This window comes from Neobacillus niacini (genome assembly GCF_036961885.1).
In the GTDB taxonomy this organism is placed as follows: domain Bacteria; phylum Bacillota; class Bacilli; order Bacillales; family Cytobacillaceae; genus Neobacillus; species Neobacillus niacini_H.
Genome location: NZ_JBALNQ010000016.1, coordinates 12,042 through 32,853 on the forward strand (window position 1 = coordinate 12,042; position 20,812 = coordinate 32,853).

Sequence of the window (20,812 nt, forward strand, 5' to 3'; positions counted from 1 at the left end):
AGCTTTTTGTTTGTAGATTTAATTCATAATTTAATCATTTATTTAGGAACAAACAGACCATTTGGATCAGGACATATTGTTGAAGTGTTATTTATTCTTTTTTCGCCAATATTTGTGAACAAAAAGTATTTTTGGACAGTTAGTATAGGAATGATCATGAAATATATAATATTCCTACTAGTGTTACTGGATTCCCGAGTGATTTTTCCGATGATTATTTTAATAATAATATGCGTTATTGCATTTATTATTTTAAACCGTTTTGAATCATATATCATTTCTTTAACCACAGTTCATTTAGAGCTTCTGCAAAAAGATAAATTAGCAGTAATTGGACAGATGGCTGCTGGAATTGGACATGAAATCCGAAATCCACTTTCATCATTAAAAGGGTTTACCCAGCTACAGCATGAAAGATATCCGAATTCAAATGATTTTTATCCAATAATGATTCAGGAAATAGATCGAATTAATTCCATTGTTAATGATTTGATGTATCTGGGGAAACCAAAACAAGTAAATTTTAGTAAAGCCAATATAGAAGAAATAATAGCTTATACATTATCAATTACTCAACAACAGGCGGAGCAACAAGGAGTAACGATTGAAACGATGATTGCCGGTCCATTGCCGCCATTAGAGTGTGATTCGCACCAATTGAAGCAAGTATTTATAAATCTTATAAAAAATGCAAAAGAATCAATGCTTGAAGGCGGAAAAATAAAGATTAATGTTAAGGTTTTAGGCGGTAATAAAATGAATATATCCATCCAGGACGAGGGCTGCGGAATTGATGAAGAAAGCCTTAATAACTTGGGGGAGCCATTTTATACTACTAAAAAAGATGGGACCGGCCTAGGACTAATGGTTACAAATCAAATTATTAAAGAGCATAACGGTGAGATTAGTTTTGATAGTAGTCAACAAAATGGAACAAAAGTCTCTGTTATTCTACCAATTTCACAAGATAAATCATAATAATTCTATAATTATACAAAAATCATTCATAAAATGTAGGACAAGGGTTTTAGTGATGTTATATAATGTAGAAAGATACTGAATATGGTAGAAATATGTACAGCTGTTACTGGAGGATTATATGATTCCGCATGAAGAGCAACGAACAGTAAAATGGTTTCTTTTATTTTCGTATATTATATTGATAGGTTATGATTTTTTTTATTACTACCTTTTTCCTGTTGTTATACAGGATGAAGGAAGTGGTCCACAAAGTAAATTTTTGTATATCACCTATGCAATTTTATCGATTTTGATTCTAGTTTTTTATTATTTAAAAAAGATAAATAAACAATCTGTGATAAAATATGTTTTTTCAATTAGTTATATTTTATCTACATTAATAGTAGATATACTAAATTATAATGGAAGAGGCGGCGAATACACTAGTGGAAATCTAGTAGAAGTGTTTCTGATTTTATCATTGCCACTATTCCTTAATACAAGATATTTTTGGTTAGTTAGTATAGGCATTACAATTAAATATATCTTAATAGGCAGTATACTAAATTCTGCATATGTAATTATTCCAATAATATTAATAGCTGTATTATCAATCATGTCTTTCTTTTTATTAGTTCGCTTTCAAGGCTACGTTGGCGCAATTAGCACTTCATACGATAATCAGTTAGAAGGAATTGTAAAAGGTGTTATTGCGACACTGGAACTAAAAGATCCGTATACACGGGGACATAGTGAAAGAGTAGCCAGTTACGCTTTATTATTAGCGCAAGAAATTGGTAAGTTTTCCAAAGCAGAACAAAAATCATTCTATTATGCCTGCTTACTTCATGATATTGGCAAAGTTAATATTCCTGATCAGATCCTAATGAAACCTGGGAAGTTAACGAATGAGGAATTTAACATAATAAAAACACATCCTAGTGTGGGTGCAGAAGCAGTTAAAAATGTGGAGGGTATTAAGGATAGTATTTGTGTTATCCGCTCCCACCATGAGCGTTGGGATGGTAAAGGTTATCCTGACCAATTAAAGGGTGAAGAAATTCCGTTACTTGCAAGGATTTCTGCGATTGCCGATGCTTTTGATGCCATGACTTCTTCAAGATCATATCGGGAGGCAATGCCCGTTGAAGAAGCATATCGACGTATTATTGAAGGACAGGGCTCACAATTTGACCCAATGTTAGTAGAAGACTTTAAAAAGATATACCCTTCTTGGGTCAAATTTCATGCTAAATATCCATGGATGAAAGAATTTAATTTGAAAATGGAGGTGAAATCATGAAGATTCGTAAATTAAATAAGGTAAAAACAACGTGCTGGTGGTGTTCTTTTGTGCCAGGATGGAAACCATGATATAAAGGGATGCCTGCTAAAGCTAGGCATCCTTTCTTTAATGAAAAATTTACAAGTTAAAGGGTGTTTAAATGGGCATTTCACTTTCTTCACGTCTATCGTTGGTTTCAATTGATATTCGCAGAGATAAAAAACATTATATTGTTGAAGACATAACTTCGGGTGAATTTTATGAAATGCCAGAAGTATGCATAGAAGCCATTAAATTGATTGAAGAAGGTGAGAAATTAGGAGATATAGAGGAGACTCTGAAATTAAATTTTCCCGATGAGGAAGTCGATCTTCTAGATTTTTCCCAACAGCTTCTTGAAATGGATCTGATTGAGGAGATAGATGGTGTTAAGGTTGAAAAAACGGTTAAAGACAAAGAGAGTTTAGGCTTCTTATGGATATCTCCAAAGATAGGAAAATTCTTTTTTAATAAGGTTGCTCTTGTAGTATATTTAAGTTTATTTTTAGTTAATCTCATCCTTTTAATTTCTAAACCTTCCTTAATTCCAAGCTATGAAGATGTGTTTATTTCTGATGTAATGGTAATAAATATGATTGCTTATTTGGGGGTAACGTTTTCGCTAGTATTAATCCACGAATTTGGCCATATCCTGGCAATGCGTGCCTACACCCTGCCCACAAAATTAGGAGTTGGTCATCGATTATTACTGGTTGTACTTGAAACGGATATGGGTTCCGTTTGGAGACTCCCTGTAAAAGATCGGAATGTTTTATATTTAGCAGGTCTTTGTTTTGATACGGTTATTCTATTTGTTGCTCTTATGAGTAAGCTAATATTTCCAAATGCATCAGGAATTTTTCTGAGTTTAATATCCTTAGCCGTATACGACGTGTTTATTAGAGTGATTTATCAGTGCTGTGTATATATGAAGACGGATTTATATTATGTTTTTGAAAATGTAACAGGCTACTACAATCTAATGGAAAATGCGCAGCAGAAAATTCGAAATCGAATCCCATTTCTAAAATCAACATCTCAAAAGGATGAAGTATTCGTAGGTGAAAAATCTGTCGTTTACGGTTATTCCATCTTTTATGCATTTGGGGTTTCAATTACCCTGCTACTCATTTCAATATATTATATTCCGGTATTACTCTATGCTTTAGAGTTAGCACTGCCCAATTTATTAGAACCGACTTCAAGTTTGATATTTTGGGATTCCATACTGTTTTTATCCCAGTTTTTAGTTATTGTTATCCTGCTCCTAAATTCATGGCGCAAAAAGTACTTAAAAACCAGAATGTGACAGAGATTTGTCTAAAATGGAATTTCTAAGGGTTTTTTCCCTTACAGATGGGGGAGTTCCCCTATTATAGTAGCACTGCCGGATTTCTTACAATAAGAGTAAGAAATATCGGTAGTGTTATTTTTTTTAGGAGGAGCTAAAATGCAGACAAATACGCCAATAAATAAAAAACCGGAACACTCAATCAATAATGCTTTTGCATCTAAATTTGCTAAATCTATGTTTTTATCTGTAAGCGCACTTGTTATTTTATCGTTTATCGGAACAAGGATGTTCACACATGTAGATTTAAATCTGTACGGATACATGGTGGGAACGATTGTATTTATCGGAGGCTTTTTCTATCGGTTTATCGCATGGGGTGAAAGACCGCCAACCAAAATATTTATCAAAAAAGGATTAAAGCTTTTAAAAAGAAAGAGCACACCTAAAACAGCTATTAATCACTTAGCAATCTTTGATTTTATCAAAAACCGCGGGTTACACCGCTGGATCCAGCATATTTTAATCGGCTGGGGATGTGTCCTTGCCTGTTTAGTTACATTTCCGCTCGTTTTTGGCTGGATGTACTTCACAATGGAGGACAATGGCACCTATACCATCGTCCTGATGGGAATGAATCTAATGCAAGTAAAAGCAGATGGACTCATTGCTTGGTTCTCTTATAATGCCTTAAATATTGCTGCCATCATGGTTACAGCTGGTGTGTGTATGGCTCTGCAGCGCCGCTTAAAGAACATGCAGGCAAGAGCAGAGCAGAAGTTTATCTATGATTTCGTTCCACTTTACTTATTGTTATTTATATCAATCACAGGGCTTTTATTAACAGTCCAGAATGTATTTTTGCACGGTTGGATGCAGCCGCAAATGTCATTAATTCACCAATTTTCCGTTATCGTAACATTAATTTATTTACCCTTTGGAAAACTTGCCCATATTCCTTTCCGTCCGGTGAGCGTTTTTGCTAGAAATTACCGCGAGCATTATGGTGAGCAGGCCATGAAAGAATGTAAAGTGTGCGGTGATCATTTCGTATCGGTAGAACAATCAAGCGATGTTATAGAAGTATTGGGAGTAAATGCGATCGAATTTAATATGGAAGATGGCTTTAACCTGGCTGAATTGTGCCTGCCATGCAGAAGAAAATATCGTATTTCAAAATTCTCAGGATTCGCAACACACCAAGTGAAAGTCAAGGAGGCAAACCAGAATGCAAAGGGATAAATTTTTTAAAGAAATAGAAAATCTCCGTCATCCAAATGAAACGCTCGTGAAAACACATTGCAGCTATTGTGGTATGCAATGCGGAATGAATTTACGGGTAAATACAAAAACAAATAAAATTATCGGGGTTGAGCCTCGTTATGATTGGCCAGTAACAGTGGGTAAGATGTGTCCAAAAGGGGTTACTGCTTATCAGCAGACGAACCATGATGATCGTATATTAAAACCGTTAATTAGGGATGATGCTTCTCTTAAAGGCACGAAAGATGGTTTCCGTGAAGCAACATGGGATGAAGCCTATGATTTAATCGTGAAAAAATTTCAAGAGCTTCAAGGTGACTTTGGCAAGGATTCCCTAAGTGTTTATAGCGGGGTATCAATGACCAATGAAAAATGCTATTTAACCGGAAAATTTGCCCGTGTCGGCATACAAACACGCTATATTGATTACAATGGCCGTTTTTGTATGGCAAGTGCCGCTGGCGGCTTTATGAGATCCTTTGGGGTTGACCGTGGTTCAACACTACCTTGGACAGATCTTCATGAAACAGATTGCTTGTTCATCGCAGGAAGTAACACGGCAGAATGTCATCCAACATCGATGTTCCGTGTTTGGGCAGTTCAGGAACGCGGTGGGTATTTGATTGTTGCCGACCCTCGTGAAACTCCGATAGCAAGAAGAGCCGATGTTCACTTAGATTTAAGACCGGGAACGGATCTTGCACTAGCAAATGGAATCTTAAACTTATTAATTCAAAACGGCTATGCCGATGAAGAATTCGTAAATAATCATACAAACGGCTTTGAAGAAACAAAAGAACTAGTAAAAGAATTTACACCGGAATATACGAGTGAGCTAACTGGGGTTGCTCCTGAAAAAATCATTCGTGCCGCTGAAATTTACGGGAAAGCACCAAATGCGATTGTCATGTTTGCGCGTGGCATTGAGCAGCAAGTTAAGGGTGTAGATAATGTTTCGGGATACACCAATATGGCGTTAGTAACAGGTAAGATTGGCCGCCCAAAAGCAGGTGTTGCAACTTTTACAGGTCAAGGTAATGGTCAAGGCGGACGTGAGCATGGTCAAAAAGCTGATGCCCTTCCTGGATACCGAAAAATTGCTAATCCTGAACATGTTAAAGCAGTAGCTAAGGTTTGGGGGATTGAACCTGAGGAGATGCCAAAAGAGGGAGTTTCCGCTTACGAAATGTTTGGTTTAATGGAGCAAAAAGTCATCCGCGGCTTGTACTTACTATGCTCGAATCCAGCCGTTTCTGCTCCAAACTTAAATTACGTCCGTGAACAGTTGAAAAACCTGGATTTCATGGTATGTGCTGATTTTTACTTATCAGAATCTGCAGAGTTTGCGGATGTAATCCTGCCAACTACTACTTGGTCTGAAGATGAAGGTACAGTAACAAATCTTGAAGGCCGTTGTATAAAAATCAATAAGGCGCAGGAGCCGCTTGGAGAATCCAAACCAGATTGGCAAATTCAGGTTGAATTATGCGAGCGCCTAGGCAGAGGGAAATATTTCTCTCATTTAAAAACCGCAAAAGATGTTGGTGATGAATTCCGTTTAGCTTCAAAAGGCGGATATGCTGATTACTACGGGATCACTTGGGATAAAATCGAAAAACAAGATGGCGTATTCTGGCCATGTAAAGATGAGAATGACCCTGGAACACCACATATGTTCTTAGATAAAAAGTTTTATCATCCAGATGGAAAGGCAAAAATATGTGCCCTTCCTTATAGACCACCTGCTGAGGAGCCAGATGAAGAATATCCATTACGCTTAACAACAGGACGTGTCGTTTATCATTATTTATCTGGGAATCAAACAAGAAGAATTAACTTCTTACGCGATATGAGTCCGGAACCTTTTGTAGAAGTTCATCCAGAAACAGCAGAAAAATATGGTATTAACCATGAGGAGAAAGTTCGTCTATTCTCAAGAAGAGGAGAGGCGTATTATCAAGTAAAAATAACGGAGGCCATTCGTAAGGATACCGTGTTTGTTCCTTACCACTGGGGTCATGATAAATCTATTAATCTCTTAACAATTGGCGCCCTTGACCCAATGTCCCGGATGCCGGAATTTAAAGCATGTGCAGCACAGATTGAAAAACTTGAACTAAAGAAGGTGCAGTAAATGAAAAAGAGGCTATATTTAGAACTTGAAAACTGTATAGGCTGCCGCTCCTGTTTGGCTGCCTGTACACAGTGCGGTGGTCATGAGGAGCGTAACCGTAACTATGTCTACGATGTTAATCCGCTTGTTAACCGTCAGACGATGCCTCTAATGTGCCTGCATTGCGTGAATCCTGCCTGTGCTAGAAGCTGTCCAGCACAAGCCATCCAAATCCATGAAACAGGAGCGGTTCTTTCGGCTCTTGTTGAAAAGTGCATTGGCTGTCAAAACTGTACGATTGCTTGTCCATACGGAATTCCGAAGTTCGATACAGAACAAAATTTAATGTACAAATGCGACCTTTGCATCGATCGTACAAAGGATGGAATTCCTCCGATGTGTGCGAGTGTATGTCCGTCAAATACCTTACAATGGTTAACAGATGAAGAAATTGAAGCAAAGCAAGCACAATTTAATTTGGATAATGGTAAGTGGGTTACAAGTATGCCTTACTTAGAAGGCGAAACAAATGTAAGAGTGAATCTCCCTGGTATCCTTCAGGGTGTCACGAAATTGTTTTAGGAGGGATTAACCATGACAGATAAAAATAATAAAATCCCGTTTAATGAAGATAACTATACACATAATATAAACCGCAATAATGAACGAAAACTGGATCGCCGCGGGTTTATGAAAACACTCGTCGGTGCTGCAGGAGTTTTCGCTGTTTCTTCCCTTCCTTGGGGAGTAATGGCGGCAAAAGAGCTGAGCGGGCTGGGAGATAAAAAATATCCAAAGCATAAAATCACCGATGTAAAGTCGATACCAGTCGGGGATGCAGTAGAATTTGCTTTTCCTGGAGAGCATGACAGTGCTATTTTAATAAGACTTTCAGATGAGAAATATGTGGCCTACCAAAATGCCTGTACCCATCTTCGTTGTCCTGTATTTTGGAAAAAGGAAGAGAAAGAAATGCTTTGTCCATGTCATCACGGGAAATTTGACGTTGAAACAGGTGCACCCACAGCAGGTCCTCCAAGGCGTCCGCTCCCTGAAATCTATGTGAAAGTAGAAAACGGATCCGTTTATGCAGTAGGGGTGAAGCGTTATGAAGCGTAGTTACGTTAGTGTAGCACTCCTATTAGCTGTTCTATTGGTAAATATCATTGTTACTCAGTACATGGTCCACCAATATTTTTATGAGAATTATACAAATACAATAATTGCAGCAGTCATTAATGTTGTTTTATTTCCAACCGCATTTCTTATTTATAAAAAAGGTGTGAACATCAATGATTAGTGAAACGTATCTCGATTTTTGTTTTATCCGTGAACAATCAGGTGAATTTACGTTAGAGATCGATGAATTATTGAAAAACACATTCGGCAAAAAGAAGTTAAATTGGTATTTAGAAGAAAAGAAAATTGATGGTGCTGATATGGTTATTGCTGAAGTGAAGGGGATGAGCAACTGGTCTTCAGAAGAAGAAACGCTCCTTTTCCTCGAGGAAAATGCAGACGCGAAATTTTGGGAGTATCTGCAAGGGTATAAAATGTTCATTTATCCCGTAACGAAGGGATGTAACAGCTGTGGAACCCATTAATTTAAATGACCTGCAGCACTTTATTGGCTCAACTGTTGAAATGGCGATCCAAGATGTGCAAGGTGGAGATCAGGCTCCAGCCGTCCAAAAAAATATAAAAAAGATTCAGTATTGTCCTGATCATACACATGTCCGTTTTTATTTTGATGCGATTTATTTCTTAGCAGTGCCGCTTACAAGCCAATTCCATCATTCCGAGGCTTCGTTTTCAGCTACAGATCATAATAGCGGCTTAACGTACACTTTTAAAAAAATGAAGTAATTGGAAGTCTAAAGGTAAGGGGGGAGTACAATGGAGAATTCTGTATTGAAGCACCAAATTCGTTCTTATATTATTCAATCACAAGAAGAGGAAATAAAACGTATTTCGATGGAGCTGCATGAAGGGGTTGGGCAAAATCTTTACAGTATTTATACCGGGTTACAATTAGTTGAATCGGGCTTAGGTGAGCACCATCTGAAAAACTATTTGCATGAAATGACTCAGTTGATTGAAAAGACGATTATTGAGATAAGATTGCTCTCAGTAGAGCTTCATCCCCCTGCTCTAACAACACTTGGATTAATGCCAGCGATTAAGAGCTATCTTAAATTATATACCTCAACCTTTGGCGTGCTCGTAGATTTAGAATCGACTGGGGTTGAAAAACATCTACCGGAGCAAAGTAGTGTTGCTGTTTTTCGTGTTTGCCAGGAGGCACTTACAAATATTGCGAAACATGCGGATACTTCGAATGTGAAAATGACATTTAGTTGGGATGAAGAAGAATTAAAAATCTCAATTATTGATTTCGGTGGAGGATTTGCAACAGACGAAATCGAGATGAATCGGGTTTCTTTAGGAATAGCTGCAATGAAAGAAAGAATGCTTCTAACTGGCGGAAACTGCGTAATATCCTCTAAAATAGGAGGAGGAACGTCTGTTGAAATATCTCTTCCTATATAGGTAGGGAAGGAGAGTTAAACTTGATTAAAATCCTTTTGGTTGATGATCATGCCGTAGTTAGAATGGGTCTGACGATGCTGTTAAATTCTAATCCTGAAATGCAAGTGATTGGTGAGGCTTCGGAAGGTAATGAAGGCATTAAAAAGGCGATGAAGCTTAAACCTGATGTAGTGGTGATGGATTTAAGTATGCCACATGGGAAAGATGGATTATCTGCGACATCTGAATTAAAAAAGCTTATGCCTGAAGTGAATATCTTAATTTTAACCATGCATAATGATGAGGAATATCTTTTCAGAGCCATTCAAGCTGGTGCTTCAGGCTGTATTCTAAAAAGTGCTCCACATGATGAGCTAATGTCAGCGATTGAATCGGTTTCCTTAGGAAATGCGTATCTGCATCCAGCTGCCACAAAACGTTTAATGGAGGAATATTTAGGAAGCGTTAAACTGGACAGCCAAGATACCTTTCATCTTTTATCTGATCGCGAAAAAGAAGTGCTCACGCTTGTTGCAAAAGGGTATGCAAATAAAGAAATCGCGGAGCAGTTAGTTATTAGTGTTAAAACGGTTGAAACCCACAAAGGAAATTTAATGGAAAAGCTGAAAATGAAGACAAGACCAGAGTTGGTGGAGTACGCCATTAAGAAGGGCTTATTAGGATATGGAATTTAAGGAGAACCAACACATGGAACAAATAAGGGAAATACCAGCAGTTAGGGAAGTATGTGACTATCTATTAAAGGAATTACCATGTGAATTTGTCGCTCTTGCCCTGCAGAATGAAGTGGGCCCGGACGTTCGTTGGCACTATGCAGTTGGAAACTTAAATGATAAATATCAAAGAATAACCGTCCGTTTTGGAAAAGGAATCGCTGGAAAAATTATTTCAAGCGGAAGTCCTATGATGTTGAGTGAATTTCCGAATGATATTAATGGTAAAGTAACTGACCATCCGATCATGCTGGCTGAAAAACTTGTTTCCTGTTACGCTGTACCGTTATTTTTTAATGGGTCCCCAAAAGGTGTATTGCTGGTTGGAAAAAGAAGTCCTTATACTTTTCCTGAAAGATACCAGCAGATGGTGAAGGATTCCGCGGAAGCCCTAGAGAAGCTATTAAGAAGTCATATCTTAGGTGGAGGAGCTTAAGTCATGGAAATAGATAAGAAGCAGCCTGCAAGCGAACTCACCAGCATTGAATTGGAATTAAAAAAATCAATTCAAGAATTGATGGATTTTAAGTTTGCCCTTGATGAATCTTCTATTGTAGCGATTACCGATTCGAGAGGGAAAATTACATATGTGAACGAAGAATTTAGCCGAATTTCTAAATACCCGAAGGATGAACTTTTAGGACATGATCATCGTATTTTAAATTCCGATTTCCATTCAAAAGATTTTTTTAAGAAAATGTGGAAAACAATAGGTACAGGACAAGTCTGGAAGGGGGAAATCCGTAATCGTGCTAAGGATGGAACCTATTATTGGGTAGATACTACGATTATCCCATTCTTAGATGAGTTAGGGAAACCCTATCAATATTTAGCAATACGATACGAAATAACGGAACGAAAACGAGTGGAACAACAGCTTCAAAAAATGCTGACAACGATTATTGATGTTCAAGAAGAAGAACGTAAGCGCTTATCACGAAATTTACATGATGGCATCGGTCAGAATTTATACAGTCATCTTATTACCATCAATCGTTTACTTTCAGAGGTAGATCATCCCCTCCTAGATCAAATGCAAAAGGAAGCAACCCAATTGATTGAAGAAATCCGTGATATCTCATGGGAGCTGCGGCCTTCTGTATTGGATGACCTTGGACTCGTTCCTGCCATTCGTTCCTTTCTTTCTCGTTTTTCAGAGAACTACCATATTGATGTTTATTTTGAGTGTATGTTAAACCGCCGGCTGGATATTAGTATTGAATTAACGATTTACAGGATTATTCAAGAAGCATTAACAAACATTCGAAAGTATGCTGACGTGACAGACGCAGCTGTCACAGTTAGAGAGTATGAACAGAGTGTACGGGTTATGATTGAGGATAATGGAAAAGGGTTTGAACCCGGTACTAGGTCTCGTGGCGTAGGTCTTTTCAGTATGGATGAAAGAGCAAGAGCTGTTGGTGGAGAACTTACGATTAACTCCTCTCCTGGAAAGGGAACAAGGGTTATTCTAGAAGTCCCAACATCACTTGCATTAAAATAGACAAACAAAGGAACCAGGGGAATCGCTCCTGGTTCCTTTTGTTTGTCTATAGTTTAAATGAACTCTTTAATGATACAATCCGGTTAAAGACGAGTTTATCAACTGTCGTATGTTTTGGATCAACGTTGAAATATCCATGTCTGAAGAACTGGAATTTATCGTGAGGTCTGCTTTCTCTCATGTTCGGTTCAACAAATCCCTGTAAAACCACTAGCGATTCGGGATTTACGTTATCAAGAAAGGTCTTTTCCTCTCCTTCATTTTCCTCTTCTGTTTTATCCAGGATAAGTGGTTCATATAAACGGAATTCCGCTGGAACAGAGTTTGTCGCTTCGACCCAGTGAATGGTTCCTTTTACCTTACGTCCAGTAAAGCCAGTACCACTCTTGGTTAGTGGATCATAGGTACAGCGCAGTTCAACTACTTCACCGTTGATATCCTTAATAACTTCTTCACACTTAATAAAATAAGCATGCTTAAGGCGAACTTCATTACCAGGGAAGAGGCGGAAATATTTACTTGGCGGATTTTCCATAAAATCGTCTTTCTCAATGTAGATCTCACGAGAAAACGGTATTTTGCGCATGCCCATTTCCGGAACCTCTGGATTTACCTCAGCATCAAGTAGCTCGATTTGTCCTTCAGGATAGTTTGTGATGACTACTTTTAAAGGATTAATGATCCCCATTGTCCGGGGAGCCTTTAACTTTAAGTCTTCTCTAACATAGTGTTCAAGCATTTGTGAATCAACGGCTCCTGAACCTTTCCCTACTCCTGTTTCACGGACAAAGTTACGAATCGATTCAGGAGTAAATCCTTTCCGTCTCATCCCTGAAATCGTTGGCATCCGTGGATCATCCCAGCCATCGACAAATCCTTCATCAACCAGCTGCTTAAGCTTTCTTTTACTCATGACAGTATTGGTCACGTTTAACCGCCCAAATTCAATTTGCTGCGGCTGACTTTTCATTTCACATTGTTCAACTATCCAATTATAAAGCGGGCGTTGATCTTCAAACTCAACGGTACAAATCGAATGGGTTACATCCTCAATTGCATCTTCAAGCGGATGAGCAAAAGCATACATCGGATAAATGCACCATTTATCACCCGTGTTGTGGTGTGTAGCGTGTGTAATGCGATAAAGAACTGGGTCACGCAAATTGATATTGGGAGACTTCATATCAATCTTTGCGCGAAGCACCTTTTGTCCATTCTCAAATTCTCCATTGCGCATCCGTTCGAACAAATCAAGATTTTCCTCGATTGAACGGTCGCGGTATGGACTTTCTTTACCGGGAGATGTCAAAGTGCCGCGATATTCACGAATTTCATCTGCGGATAAGTCATCTACATAAGCAAGGCCCTTATTTATTAAAAGAACTGCCCTTTTGTACATCTCTTCAAAATAATCAGAAGCAAAATATAAGTTATCCCATTCAAATCCAAGCCATTTCACATCTTCTTTAATCGAATTTACATACTCGACATCTTCCTTTAACGGATTGGTATCATCAAAACGTAAATTCGTTTTTCCGTTAAATTCATCTGCTAATCCAAAGTTAATAATGATTGATTTTGCATGTCCAATATGTAAATATCCGTTTGGCTCTGGAGGAAACCGAGTGATAATTTTATCGTGCTTACCTGACTCCAAATCCTTTATCATAACATCTTTTATAAAATTAGAACTAAGATTGTCCACTCTATTCAACCTCTCCTTCATTCCTTCTTATATAAATACCATAAATAATGATAATTTTCCATTGTTGCCAACAATTCATTAGAAAAATAAGCCTAAGAGTAATTTTATCAAATAACCTGCTAGTATGTAAAATTGGTAATGAAATTTCAAAAAGGATACAATAATAACTTGAAGAAATATGGGGGGGATTTTCTTGATTAACTTAGCAACAGTTGGTACTGGATGGATTACAACGTCTTTTATTGAAGCAGCCAAACTCAGCGGCAAATTTAATTTAACCGCCGTTTATTCACGAACAGAAGAAAAAGCAAAAGAACTAGCACATACATATCATGCAGCACACTATTATACTGACATAGGAGAAATGGCAAAAAGCCCAGAAATCCAGGCGGTTTATATTGCCTCACCCAATTCAGTCCATTTTGAACAAGCACTTACCTTTTTAAAAAATAAGAAACATGTCATTTGTGAAAAGCCAATCTTTTCAAATACAGCGGAACTAGATGAAGCCTATCAAGTTGCAGAGGAGAATGGTGTCTATTTATTTGAAGCGATTCGCAATATTCATGCACCAAATTTTCGCATTTTAAAAGATAAACTTCAAATGGCAGGTAAACTAAGAAGTGCGATGCTCCCATATATTCAGTATTCTTCTAGATACGATTTGTTTTTAAAAGGGGAAGTACCAAATATCTTTTCGAGTGCTTTTTCTGGAGGAGCACTTGTCGATCTAGGGGTTTATCCGCTTTTCTTAGCGATTGGCCTTTTTGGGGAGCCTGACAAGGTTACGTATCATCCGGTTATTCTATCAAGCGGTGTTGATGGCAGTGGGACACTGGTGTTAGAGTATCAAGACTTTGTCTGTACCATTCTTTGTTCGAAGATATCACATTCGGTTATTCCGTGCGAAATCCATGGAGAAAAGGGGACCTTTATCCTTGAGAATGCTGCACCAATATCTGAGATTACCTTCATTGACAGTCACTCGAAAAAGACTGAAACCTTGAGTGTAGCCCAGGAAGAACAAGACATGGTATATGAATGCATAAATATTGCGGAAATCATAGAAACAAACGATGATACCCGTTATCAGAAAGTAAGTAGATTGAGTAAAATTGTGTTAAGTATTACAGAAGAAGCAAGGAAACAGAATAATATTGTCTTTGGGGTAGAACGTTAACATTAATTTTTGTCTGTTTTAAGTATACGGTTGTGAAATCTTTATGAATACGGTATTCACGATGACTTTTATCACATCCCCTGATTTACTTCGTTCCTTATATTTAAGGTAAAGAAGATTGGAGGAAATGTAATGAAGTCCATGAACTGGTATAAAAAACAGTTGAAAAGAAAGCCGGTCCAAATAACAAGATACGTCGTTCAAGCGATATTCCTGTTGTTTTTACTATATGTCGGTGTACGCTTTTATCAATTTTATATGCATTTTGAAACACTTGGAGAAACTCCTTTTGTCGAAAGACCTAGTGCAGTTGAAGGATTCCTGCCGATTAGTGCCTTAATGGCTTTAAAAGTATGGCTGGCAACTGGGGAATTTGATGTAATCCACCCAGCAGGACTTGTATTGTTAAGCTTTTTTGTTGGTGGTGCGATTATTTTCAAAAGATCATTTTGCAGCTGGATTTGTCCGGTTGGAACAGTTGGTGAATGGGTCTCAAGATTAGGTAAGAAATTGTTTAAAAGAAATTTTGAGGTTCCCACCTGGCTCGTTTGGCTTCTTACTCCAATAAAATATTTACTATTGTTATTTTTCTTGGGGATGGTTATCGTAATGCCGACGTACGCTGCGATTTCATTCCTGAACGAACCATATAATATAATATCAGATGTGAAAATGCTGACATTTTTCTTAGATGTTAGTGCTTTTGGTCTTGGTTTTCTTATTGTTATGTTTGTACTTTCCTTATTGTATAAAAATTTCTGGTGCCGCTTCCTCTGCCCGTATGGTGCCTTCATTGGACTAGGATCGATATTTAGAATTTCAAAGGTTCGCAGAAATGAAGAGACATGTACAAACTGTGAAATGTGCACAAAGGTTTGTCCTTCAAGGGTAAAAGTGCATAAGGTAGAAACAGTAAATAACTTAAATTGTACGGCTTGTATGGCGTGTGTGGAAGCATGTCCTGTGAAGGATACGTTGAATATGACGGTCGCGAATAAAAAGGTAAGTAAATGGTTTATTCCGGTGTCATTTTTTGTTGTCTTTTTCTTAATTGTTGGTTTCGCAAAGATGACAGGACACTGGGAAACGATTATCAGTTATGAAGAATGGAAGGTATTAATACCTGAAGCAAAATTTATAGATTAAGATAGAAAAAAGTAATCTGTTATACTGACAGGTTACTTTTTTATTTGGCTGTTAAACTTGGCTGTTGATTTGCGCTACAGAGGCTACGCTTTCCGCGGGCTCGCCCGTGAGCCTCCTCGGTCGTACCGACCTGTGGGGTCTCACTCAGCTCGTACATCCCGCAGGAGTCGAGCCTCTTTCGCTCCAATCAACAGGTTCTGAAATCAACAATATCCATTAACACAGCCTTTTATTTAAAGCTTTTCTGATTATTTTCTAAAATGAGGTTGAAAATCCCAAAAACGTCCCATATAATAATCTTATAGATTTCCAAATAAACAATATGATTTCCTATTTGGAAATTAATGAAGGCGTTATCACTATTTTGCCTTCAGATTCAAAGGGTTCGCAAAATTTAATTGAAAACAGGAGTGAATTAGATGGAAACTCGTTATACACATAGTCCTGAAGATATTCGACACTATTCAACTGAACAATTACGCAGAGAATTTGTAGTGGAAAGTATTTTTGTACCAGGAGAAGTAGTTTTAACTTACACACATAACGATCGGATGATCTTCGGTGGTGTTACACCAACAGATAAACCGTTAACAATCGAACTTTCAAAAGAACTAGGAGTTACTTATTTCTTAGAGCGCCGTGAACTTGGAATTATTAATATTGGCGGTCCAGGATCTATCGTACTCGAGGGAACAGAAGAACCGATGAAAAAACAAGACGGTTATTACATTGGAAAAGAAACTAAAGATATTCAATTCAAATCAGATGATCCGTCTAATCCAGCTAAATTTTACACTGTATCAACCCCAGCCCACCATAAATATCCGAATGTAAGAATTAGCATCGATAACATCGAACCTAAAGTAACAGGTGATGCTTCTACATTAAACCATCGCTCGATTTATCAATACATTCATCCGAATATTTGCGAAAGCTGTCAACTTCAAATGGGTTATACGATTTTAACACCAGGAAGTGCGTGGAATACAATGCCCGTTCATACACATGAGCGACGCATGGAAGCGTACCTGTATTTCGATATGAAAGAGGACACTAGAGTCTTCCATTTCATGGGTAAACCGGATGAAACAAAGAGCCTTGTAATTGCAAATGAGCAAGCCGTTATTTCACCTAGCTGGTCCATTCACTCTGGAGTAGGAACAAGTGATTATACGTTCATCTGGGCCATGTGCGGAGAAAATATTACGTATGAAGATATGGACAATGTCCGTATGCAGGATTTGAAATAAATAATTATTTACAACGTAGTCTTTAATCACTATAAAAATGGAGGAAATACATCATGACAAATGATTTACAACAATTCTCATTAGATTATTTTAATTTAGCAGGCAAAGTGGCGATCGTGACTGGTGGTAATACGGGTCTTGGACAAGGATATGCGGTGGCGCTTGCAAAAGCCGGTGCAGATCTTTTTATTACTACACACAATCATGATTGGGATGACACAAAAGAACTTATTGAAGCAGAAGGCCGCCGTGTAGCATTTCACCAAGGTGATTTAACGAACCATGACACCATCAAAGATGTTGTCGCTAAATGTTTAGAAACATTTGGGAAAATTGATATTCTAGTTAACAACGCAGGAACCATCAAACGCGCTCCACTTATTGAGCATCCTGCAGCAGACTGGGAAGCTGTTATCAATATTAACTTAAATGCCGTTTACTTCTTAAGCCAGGAAGTAGCAAAAGTAATGGTAGAACAAAAAAGTGGGAAAATCATTAACATTGCCTCTATGCTTTCATTCCAAGGGGGTAAGTTCGTACCAGGATATACAGCAAGTAAACATGGTGTTGCAGGATTAACAAAAATCTTTGCCAATGAGTTAGCCATTCATGGTATCCAAATTAACGCAATTGCTCCTGGCTATGTTGAAACAGCAAACACTGCACCAATTCTTGAGAATGAAGTGCGAAGAGATGAAATTACTGCTCGGATTCCAGCTGGACGTTGGGCAACACCAGCTGACCTACAAAGTGTCGTTGTCTTCCTTGCAAGCAAAGCTTCGGATTATATGAATGGAGCCATTGTACCAGTAGATGGCGGCTGGCTAGTTCGCTAATTTAAAAAATCATATATAGATTAATTGATTAAGAGTATAGCTATTCCCAAATAGCTATATTCTTTTTATTCTCAAGAGGGAAAAACCGGCATACTGGTGTATAATATCTAAATAACCTAAAAAAATGCGGTTGCAAAATAGATAAAGTAAATTATCAAATGAAAGGAGGGATTTCAATGGAGAATGCAAAACAGCCTTATGGTACGGTTTTAATTAAAGCTTCAACCATCCTTGATTTTTTATCCGCAAAGAAAGAGCCACAGCCATTGAACGTGATTGCACAAGAAACAGGTTTAACTAGTTCAACTGCTTTGAAGATACTAGATACACTCCAAATGATTGGTTATGTAAAAAAACATCCAGAAACGAAAAAATTCGAGCTTGGAAGTGCCTTAATTAAATATGCAAACAGGTATTTAGCGAATTTGGACATTTCCAAGATTTCATATCCCTACTTAAAAGAATTGCAAATTCGATTAGACGAAACCATTCACTTAGGGATTTTAGAGGGCGATGAAATCTTGACTGTTAACAAGCTGGAAACCAATAAGCCAATTGTTTGCTTGAATTCGAGAATTGGTTTAACAAAGCCACTTTATTGTTCTGCGATGGGAAAAGCGGTCCTTGCCGAGATGTCGAGGGATGAAATAGCGGCATATTTGAACCGGGTTGAGCTAAAAGCATTTACCAAAACGACGATTACCGATCATGATACGTTATTGGAACAGCTCAATGATGTAAAAAGAAGTGGGTATGCAGTCGATGATAGTGAAGGTGAAAATGATGTTTACTGTTTAGGTGTTTCTCTAAGAATGAATAACCAAACATATGGAGCTTTTAGTGTAAGTGTGCCATCATATCGAATAACACCAATCATCAAAGATGAAATCGTTCAAGCCATTTTAAAAACAAAGGAAAATATCCTGCGGGAATTACAGCAGAATTATGTATTTATATAAGAGTTACAAAAAGAGAATCCATGTGGGTTCTTTTTTTTGTATCAGTTACATCACGCCCATTTTTTCATATATATAACTAAAAAATTAAATGGGGTATCAGGGATGGTTAGAAGAAATACAGAACAGGAAAATTGGATTACCTACCTACTTTCCTTATCTAGAATGGTTTACCTTTTTCCGGCAGCAGTGAAGGGGATTGGCGGAAGTAAATGGGGCTACATCAACGAGAAGGGTCTTTTTGTTCTATCCCCAAAATATGAAAGGGCACGTGATTTTCAGGAAAATGGCTTAGCGATTGTTGAAGTAAATAACCTCACAGGGATTATCAACAGTGATGGATACTTTATTGTGAAACCAAAATATCAGTCTATTAGTCCGTTTTCGGAAGGGCGGGCAACGGTAATCGATAGTAAGGGTTTTAAAGTCATTGATGAAAGCGGAAAGGAAATTACCTCAAAGGCGTATTCCTTTATTGGTGATTATCAGGAGGGCAGAGCACTAGCTGCTAATACGAACGAGCATGGTGAGTATTTATACGGATTTTTGAATCGCAGAGGAAAGGAAGTCATTCCCTTAACCTTTGAATCTGCTAACGACTATCATAATGGAAAAGCACTTGTAAAAATGAAAGAAGGCAGCTTCGCTCTTATTGATCTTACCGGAAGAATATTGAAATCCTACCATTACGAAATGGTCGATAATTACGGAGAAGGGATGCTGGCGTTTCGTCCTAGCAATGAAGGAAAATGGGGGTACATGGACGAAGCAGGGAATATCGTAATTGAGCCAAAGTATACAGGAGCACAATCGTTTATCGAAGGAAGGGCGATTGTGAATGTGGAATATAATTTTGGCTTAATTGATAAGCAGGGGAATTTTATTATCAAACCAAATTATAATCGTTTGTTATATCTCGGAGAAAATCGTTATGCACTCGGTAAATCACCTGACCCGCAAAAGCCTTATCTTCTTCCTAAGTATGCCATCGCCGATTCTAACGGACAAATATACACCGGGTTTATCTATAATGGTGTCTCACTGTATAAGGATGGAATTGCCTCAGCCTTTAATGACGAAAACACCTTCTTTATCGACAAACGTGGTCAGAGAATAGAGTTCCTTCCAAAGGTTAGCGGCAGTGGTTCACTCGTATTTGATCAATCGGTCATTAAAGGTGATATCGATCTTCGCACGCTCTATTTTGATAAAAAAGGCAAGGTAGTATGGAAGCAAAATAAGGTTATTCCGGTAACCGACGATATTTCTGTTATTGAAAATAAATTCAAACCAGACAAGGACTATTTGGTTTATTACCCACAGGTGAAGGGGATCAAAAATCAGGAGAATGTAAATCAGACCTTAAAGGATCTTTCTGGGGTGAAGATTATTCCCGAAAACACACAATTGGAATCAAGCTATATCGGTGATTTTGATATTACTTTTTATAAAAACAACCTTATGGTTATTGAGATTAACGGGTATGAGTATCCGTTCGGGGCCGCTCATGGAATGCCGATTAAAAAATATGCTCATCTAAACCTCAAAACCGGCGAGTTTTTCCATTTAAAAGATTTGTTTAGCCCGAAAGAAGATTATGTAAAAGTAATCAGTGAAATCATCGGGGAACAAATCAAAAACGATGATCAATATTCTTATGTTTTCCCTGAAACCTATAAAGGAATAAAAGCGGACCAGCCCTTTTTTATTAGCAAAGAGGGATTAAATCTATACTTTCAACCTTATGAGATTGCTCCGTATGCGGCCGGATTTCCCACCTTCACCATACCATTTGCAGAAATAAACAGTATCATTAATAAGGAGGGTGACTTTTGGCGTTCCTTTCACTAATTGACAACTGCTGGACACCGAGATACTTTTAAATTAGGCTGTGTAAATGGATACTGTTTATTAAAACCTGTTGATTAGAGCGAAAGGGGCTCGACTCCTGCGGGATGAACGAGCTGAGTGAGACCCCGCAGGTGCGAAGCAGCGAGGAGGCTCACGGGCGAGCCCGCGGA

General features: G+C 37.9%; 21 protein-coding genes. 20 read left to right on the forward strand and 1 reads right to left on the reverse strand.

Going from position 1 to position 20,812, the window contains the following annotated elements; all coding sequences use genetic code 11:
• The 14 genes from V7124_RS08360 to V7124_RS08425 all read left to right on the forward strand — a co-directional run.
• Nucleotides 1-978 (forward strand): ATP-binding protein (locus V7124_RS08360; protein ID WP_335487981.1); only part of this gene is annotated, 978 nt, incomplete at its 5' end.
• 121 nt (nucleotides 979-1,099) lie between these two features.
• Nucleotides 1,100-2,263 carry an HD-GYP domain-containing protein gene (locus tag V7124_RS08365; RefSeq protein ID WP_335487985.1) on the forward strand — a complete coding sequence of 388 codons (1,164 nt, stop codon included), beginning with the start codon at nucleotides 1,100-1,102 and terminating at the stop codon, nucleotides 2,261-2,263.
• 142 nt (nucleotides 2,264-2,405) lie between these two features.
• Nucleotides 2,406-3,593 carry a hypothetical protein gene (locus tag V7124_RS08370; protein WP_335487988.1) on the forward strand — a complete coding sequence of 396 codons (1,188 nt, stop codon included), beginning with the start codon at nucleotides 2,406-2,408 and terminating at the stop codon, nucleotides 3,591-3,593.
• 141 nt (nucleotides 3,594-3,734) lie between these two features.
• Nucleotides 3,735-4,817 (forward strand): hypothetical protein, encoded by a 1,083-nt coding sequence (locus V7124_RS08375; RefSeq protein WP_335487991.1) that lies wholly within the window; start codon nucleotides 3,735-3,737, stop codon nucleotides 4,815-4,817.
• Entirely contained in the window at nucleotides 4,804-6,972 is a 2,169-nt protein-coding gene (locus tag V7124_RS08380) for a molybdopterin oxidoreductase family protein (protein ID WP_335487994.1), read from the forward strand. Before V7124_RS08375 ends, V7124_RS08380 begins: the two co-directional genes overlap by 14 nt.
• A complete protein-coding gene (locus V7124_RS08385) occupies nucleotides 6,973-7,533 on the forward strand; it encodes a 4Fe-4S dicluster domain-containing protein (RefSeq protein ID WP_335410947.1) in 561 nt (186 codons plus the stop codon).
• A gap of 12 nt (nucleotides 7,534-7,545) precedes the next feature.
• The gene (locus V7124_RS08390) at nucleotides 7,546-8,070 is read left to right on the forward strand and encodes a Rieske (2Fe-2S) protein (protein WP_335410950.1); all 525 of its coding nucleotides are present in this window, start codon (nucleotides 7,546-7,548) and stop codon (nucleotides 8,068-8,070) included.
• Complete coding sequence (locus tag V7124_RS08395) at nucleotides 8,060-8,251, forward strand: hypothetical protein (protein WP_335487997.1); 192 nt, start codon at nucleotides 8,060-8,062, stop codon at nucleotides 8,249-8,251. The genes V7124_RS08390 and V7124_RS08395 overlap by 11 nt, the downstream gene beginning before the upstream one ends.
• Entirely contained in the window at nucleotides 8,244-8,555 is a 312-nt protein-coding gene (locus V7124_RS08400; protein WP_335488000.1) for a hypothetical protein, read from the forward strand. The genes V7124_RS08395 and V7124_RS08400 overlap by 8 nt, the downstream gene beginning before the upstream one ends.
• The gene (locus V7124_RS08405; RefSeq protein ID WP_335488005.1) at nucleotides 8,542-8,817 is read left to right on the forward strand and encodes a hypothetical protein; all 276 of its coding nucleotides are present in this window, start codon (nucleotides 8,542-8,544) and stop codon (nucleotides 8,815-8,817) included. Before V7124_RS08400 ends, V7124_RS08405 begins: the two co-directional genes overlap by 14 nt.
• Nucleotides 8,818-8,847: 30 nt before the next feature.
• The gene (locus V7124_RS08410) at nucleotides 8,848-9,501 is read left to right on the forward strand and encodes a sensor histidine kinase (protein WP_335410958.1); all 654 of its coding nucleotides are present in this window, start codon (nucleotides 8,848-8,850) and stop codon (nucleotides 9,499-9,501) included.
• A 20-nt stretch (nucleotides 9,502-9,521) separates the two neighbouring features.
• Entirely contained in the window at nucleotides 9,522-10,175 is a 654-nt protein-coding gene (locus tag V7124_RS08415) for a response regulator transcription factor (RefSeq protein WP_335488008.1), read from the forward strand.
• A gap of 13 nt (nucleotides 10,176-10,188) precedes the next feature.
• A complete protein-coding gene (locus tag V7124_RS08420; RefSeq protein WP_335488010.1) occupies nucleotides 10,189-10,650 on the forward strand; it encodes a GAF domain-containing protein in 462 nt (153 codons plus the stop codon).
• A gap of 3 nt (nucleotides 10,651-10,653) precedes the next feature.
• The gene (locus tag V7124_RS08425) at nucleotides 10,654-11,718 is read left to right on the forward strand and encodes a sensor histidine kinase (RefSeq protein WP_335488013.1); all 1,065 of its coding nucleotides are present in this window, start codon (nucleotides 10,654-10,656) and stop codon (nucleotides 11,716-11,718) included.
• Nucleotides 11,719-11,764: 46 nt separating this feature from the next.
• Here V7124_RS08425 and V7124_RS08430 read toward each other — a convergent pair whose 3' ends face one another.
• Nucleotides 11,765-13,444 carry a glutamine--tRNA ligase/YqeY domain fusion protein gene (locus V7124_RS08430; protein WP_420490513.1) on the reverse strand — a complete coding sequence of 560 codons (1,680 nt, stop codon included), beginning with the start codon at nucleotides 13,442-13,444 and terminating at the stop codon, nucleotides 11,765-11,767.
• Between the two features lie 175 nt (nucleotides 13,445-13,619).
• On the opposite strand from V7124_RS08430, the gene V7124_RS08435 reads away from it, so the two are divergent.
• The 6 genes from V7124_RS08435 to V7124_RS08460 all read left to right on the forward strand — a co-directional run bounded on the left by V7124_RS08435 (nucleotide 13,620) and on the right by V7124_RS08460 (nucleotide 20,642).
• Nucleotides 13,620-14,603, forward strand: coding sequence for a Gfo/Idh/MocA family protein (locus tag V7124_RS08435; protein WP_335488037.1), 984 nt, complete (start codon nucleotides 13,620-13,622; stop codon nucleotides 14,601-14,603).
• A gap of 132 nt (nucleotides 14,604-14,735) precedes the next feature.
• Complete coding sequence (locus V7124_RS08440; RefSeq protein WP_335488019.1) at nucleotides 14,736-15,749, forward strand: 4Fe-4S binding protein; 1,014 nt, start codon at nucleotides 14,736-14,738, stop codon at nucleotides 15,747-15,749.
• A gap of 419 nt (nucleotides 15,750-16,168) precedes the next feature.
• Entirely contained in the window at nucleotides 16,169-16,999 is an 831-nt protein-coding gene (gene kduI, locus V7124_RS08445) for a 5-dehydro-4-deoxy-D-glucuronate isomerase (RefSeq protein WP_335410971.1), read from the forward strand.
• Between the two features lie 53 nt (nucleotides 17,000-17,052).
• A complete protein-coding gene (kduD, locus tag V7124_RS08450) occupies nucleotides 17,053-17,835 on the forward strand; it encodes a 2-dehydro-3-deoxy-D-gluconate 5-dehydrogenase KduD (protein WP_335488022.1) in 783 nt (260 codons plus the stop codon).
• Between the two features lie 176 nt (nucleotides 17,836-18,011).
• On the forward strand, nucleotides 18,012-18,794 hold the full coding sequence (locus V7124_RS08455; protein WP_335488025.1) for an IclR family transcriptional regulator: 783 nt from the start codon (nucleotides 18,012-18,014) through the stop codon (nucleotides 18,792-18,794).
• A 102-nt stretch (nucleotides 18,795-18,896) separates the two neighbouring features.
• Nucleotides 18,897-20,642 carry a WG repeat-containing protein gene (locus tag V7124_RS08460; RefSeq protein WP_335488028.1) on the forward strand — a complete coding sequence of 582 codons (1,746 nt, stop codon included), beginning with the start codon at nucleotides 18,897-18,899 and terminating at the stop codon, nucleotides 20,640-20,642.
• The last annotated feature ends 170 nt before the right edge of the window (nucleotides 20,643-20,812 follow it).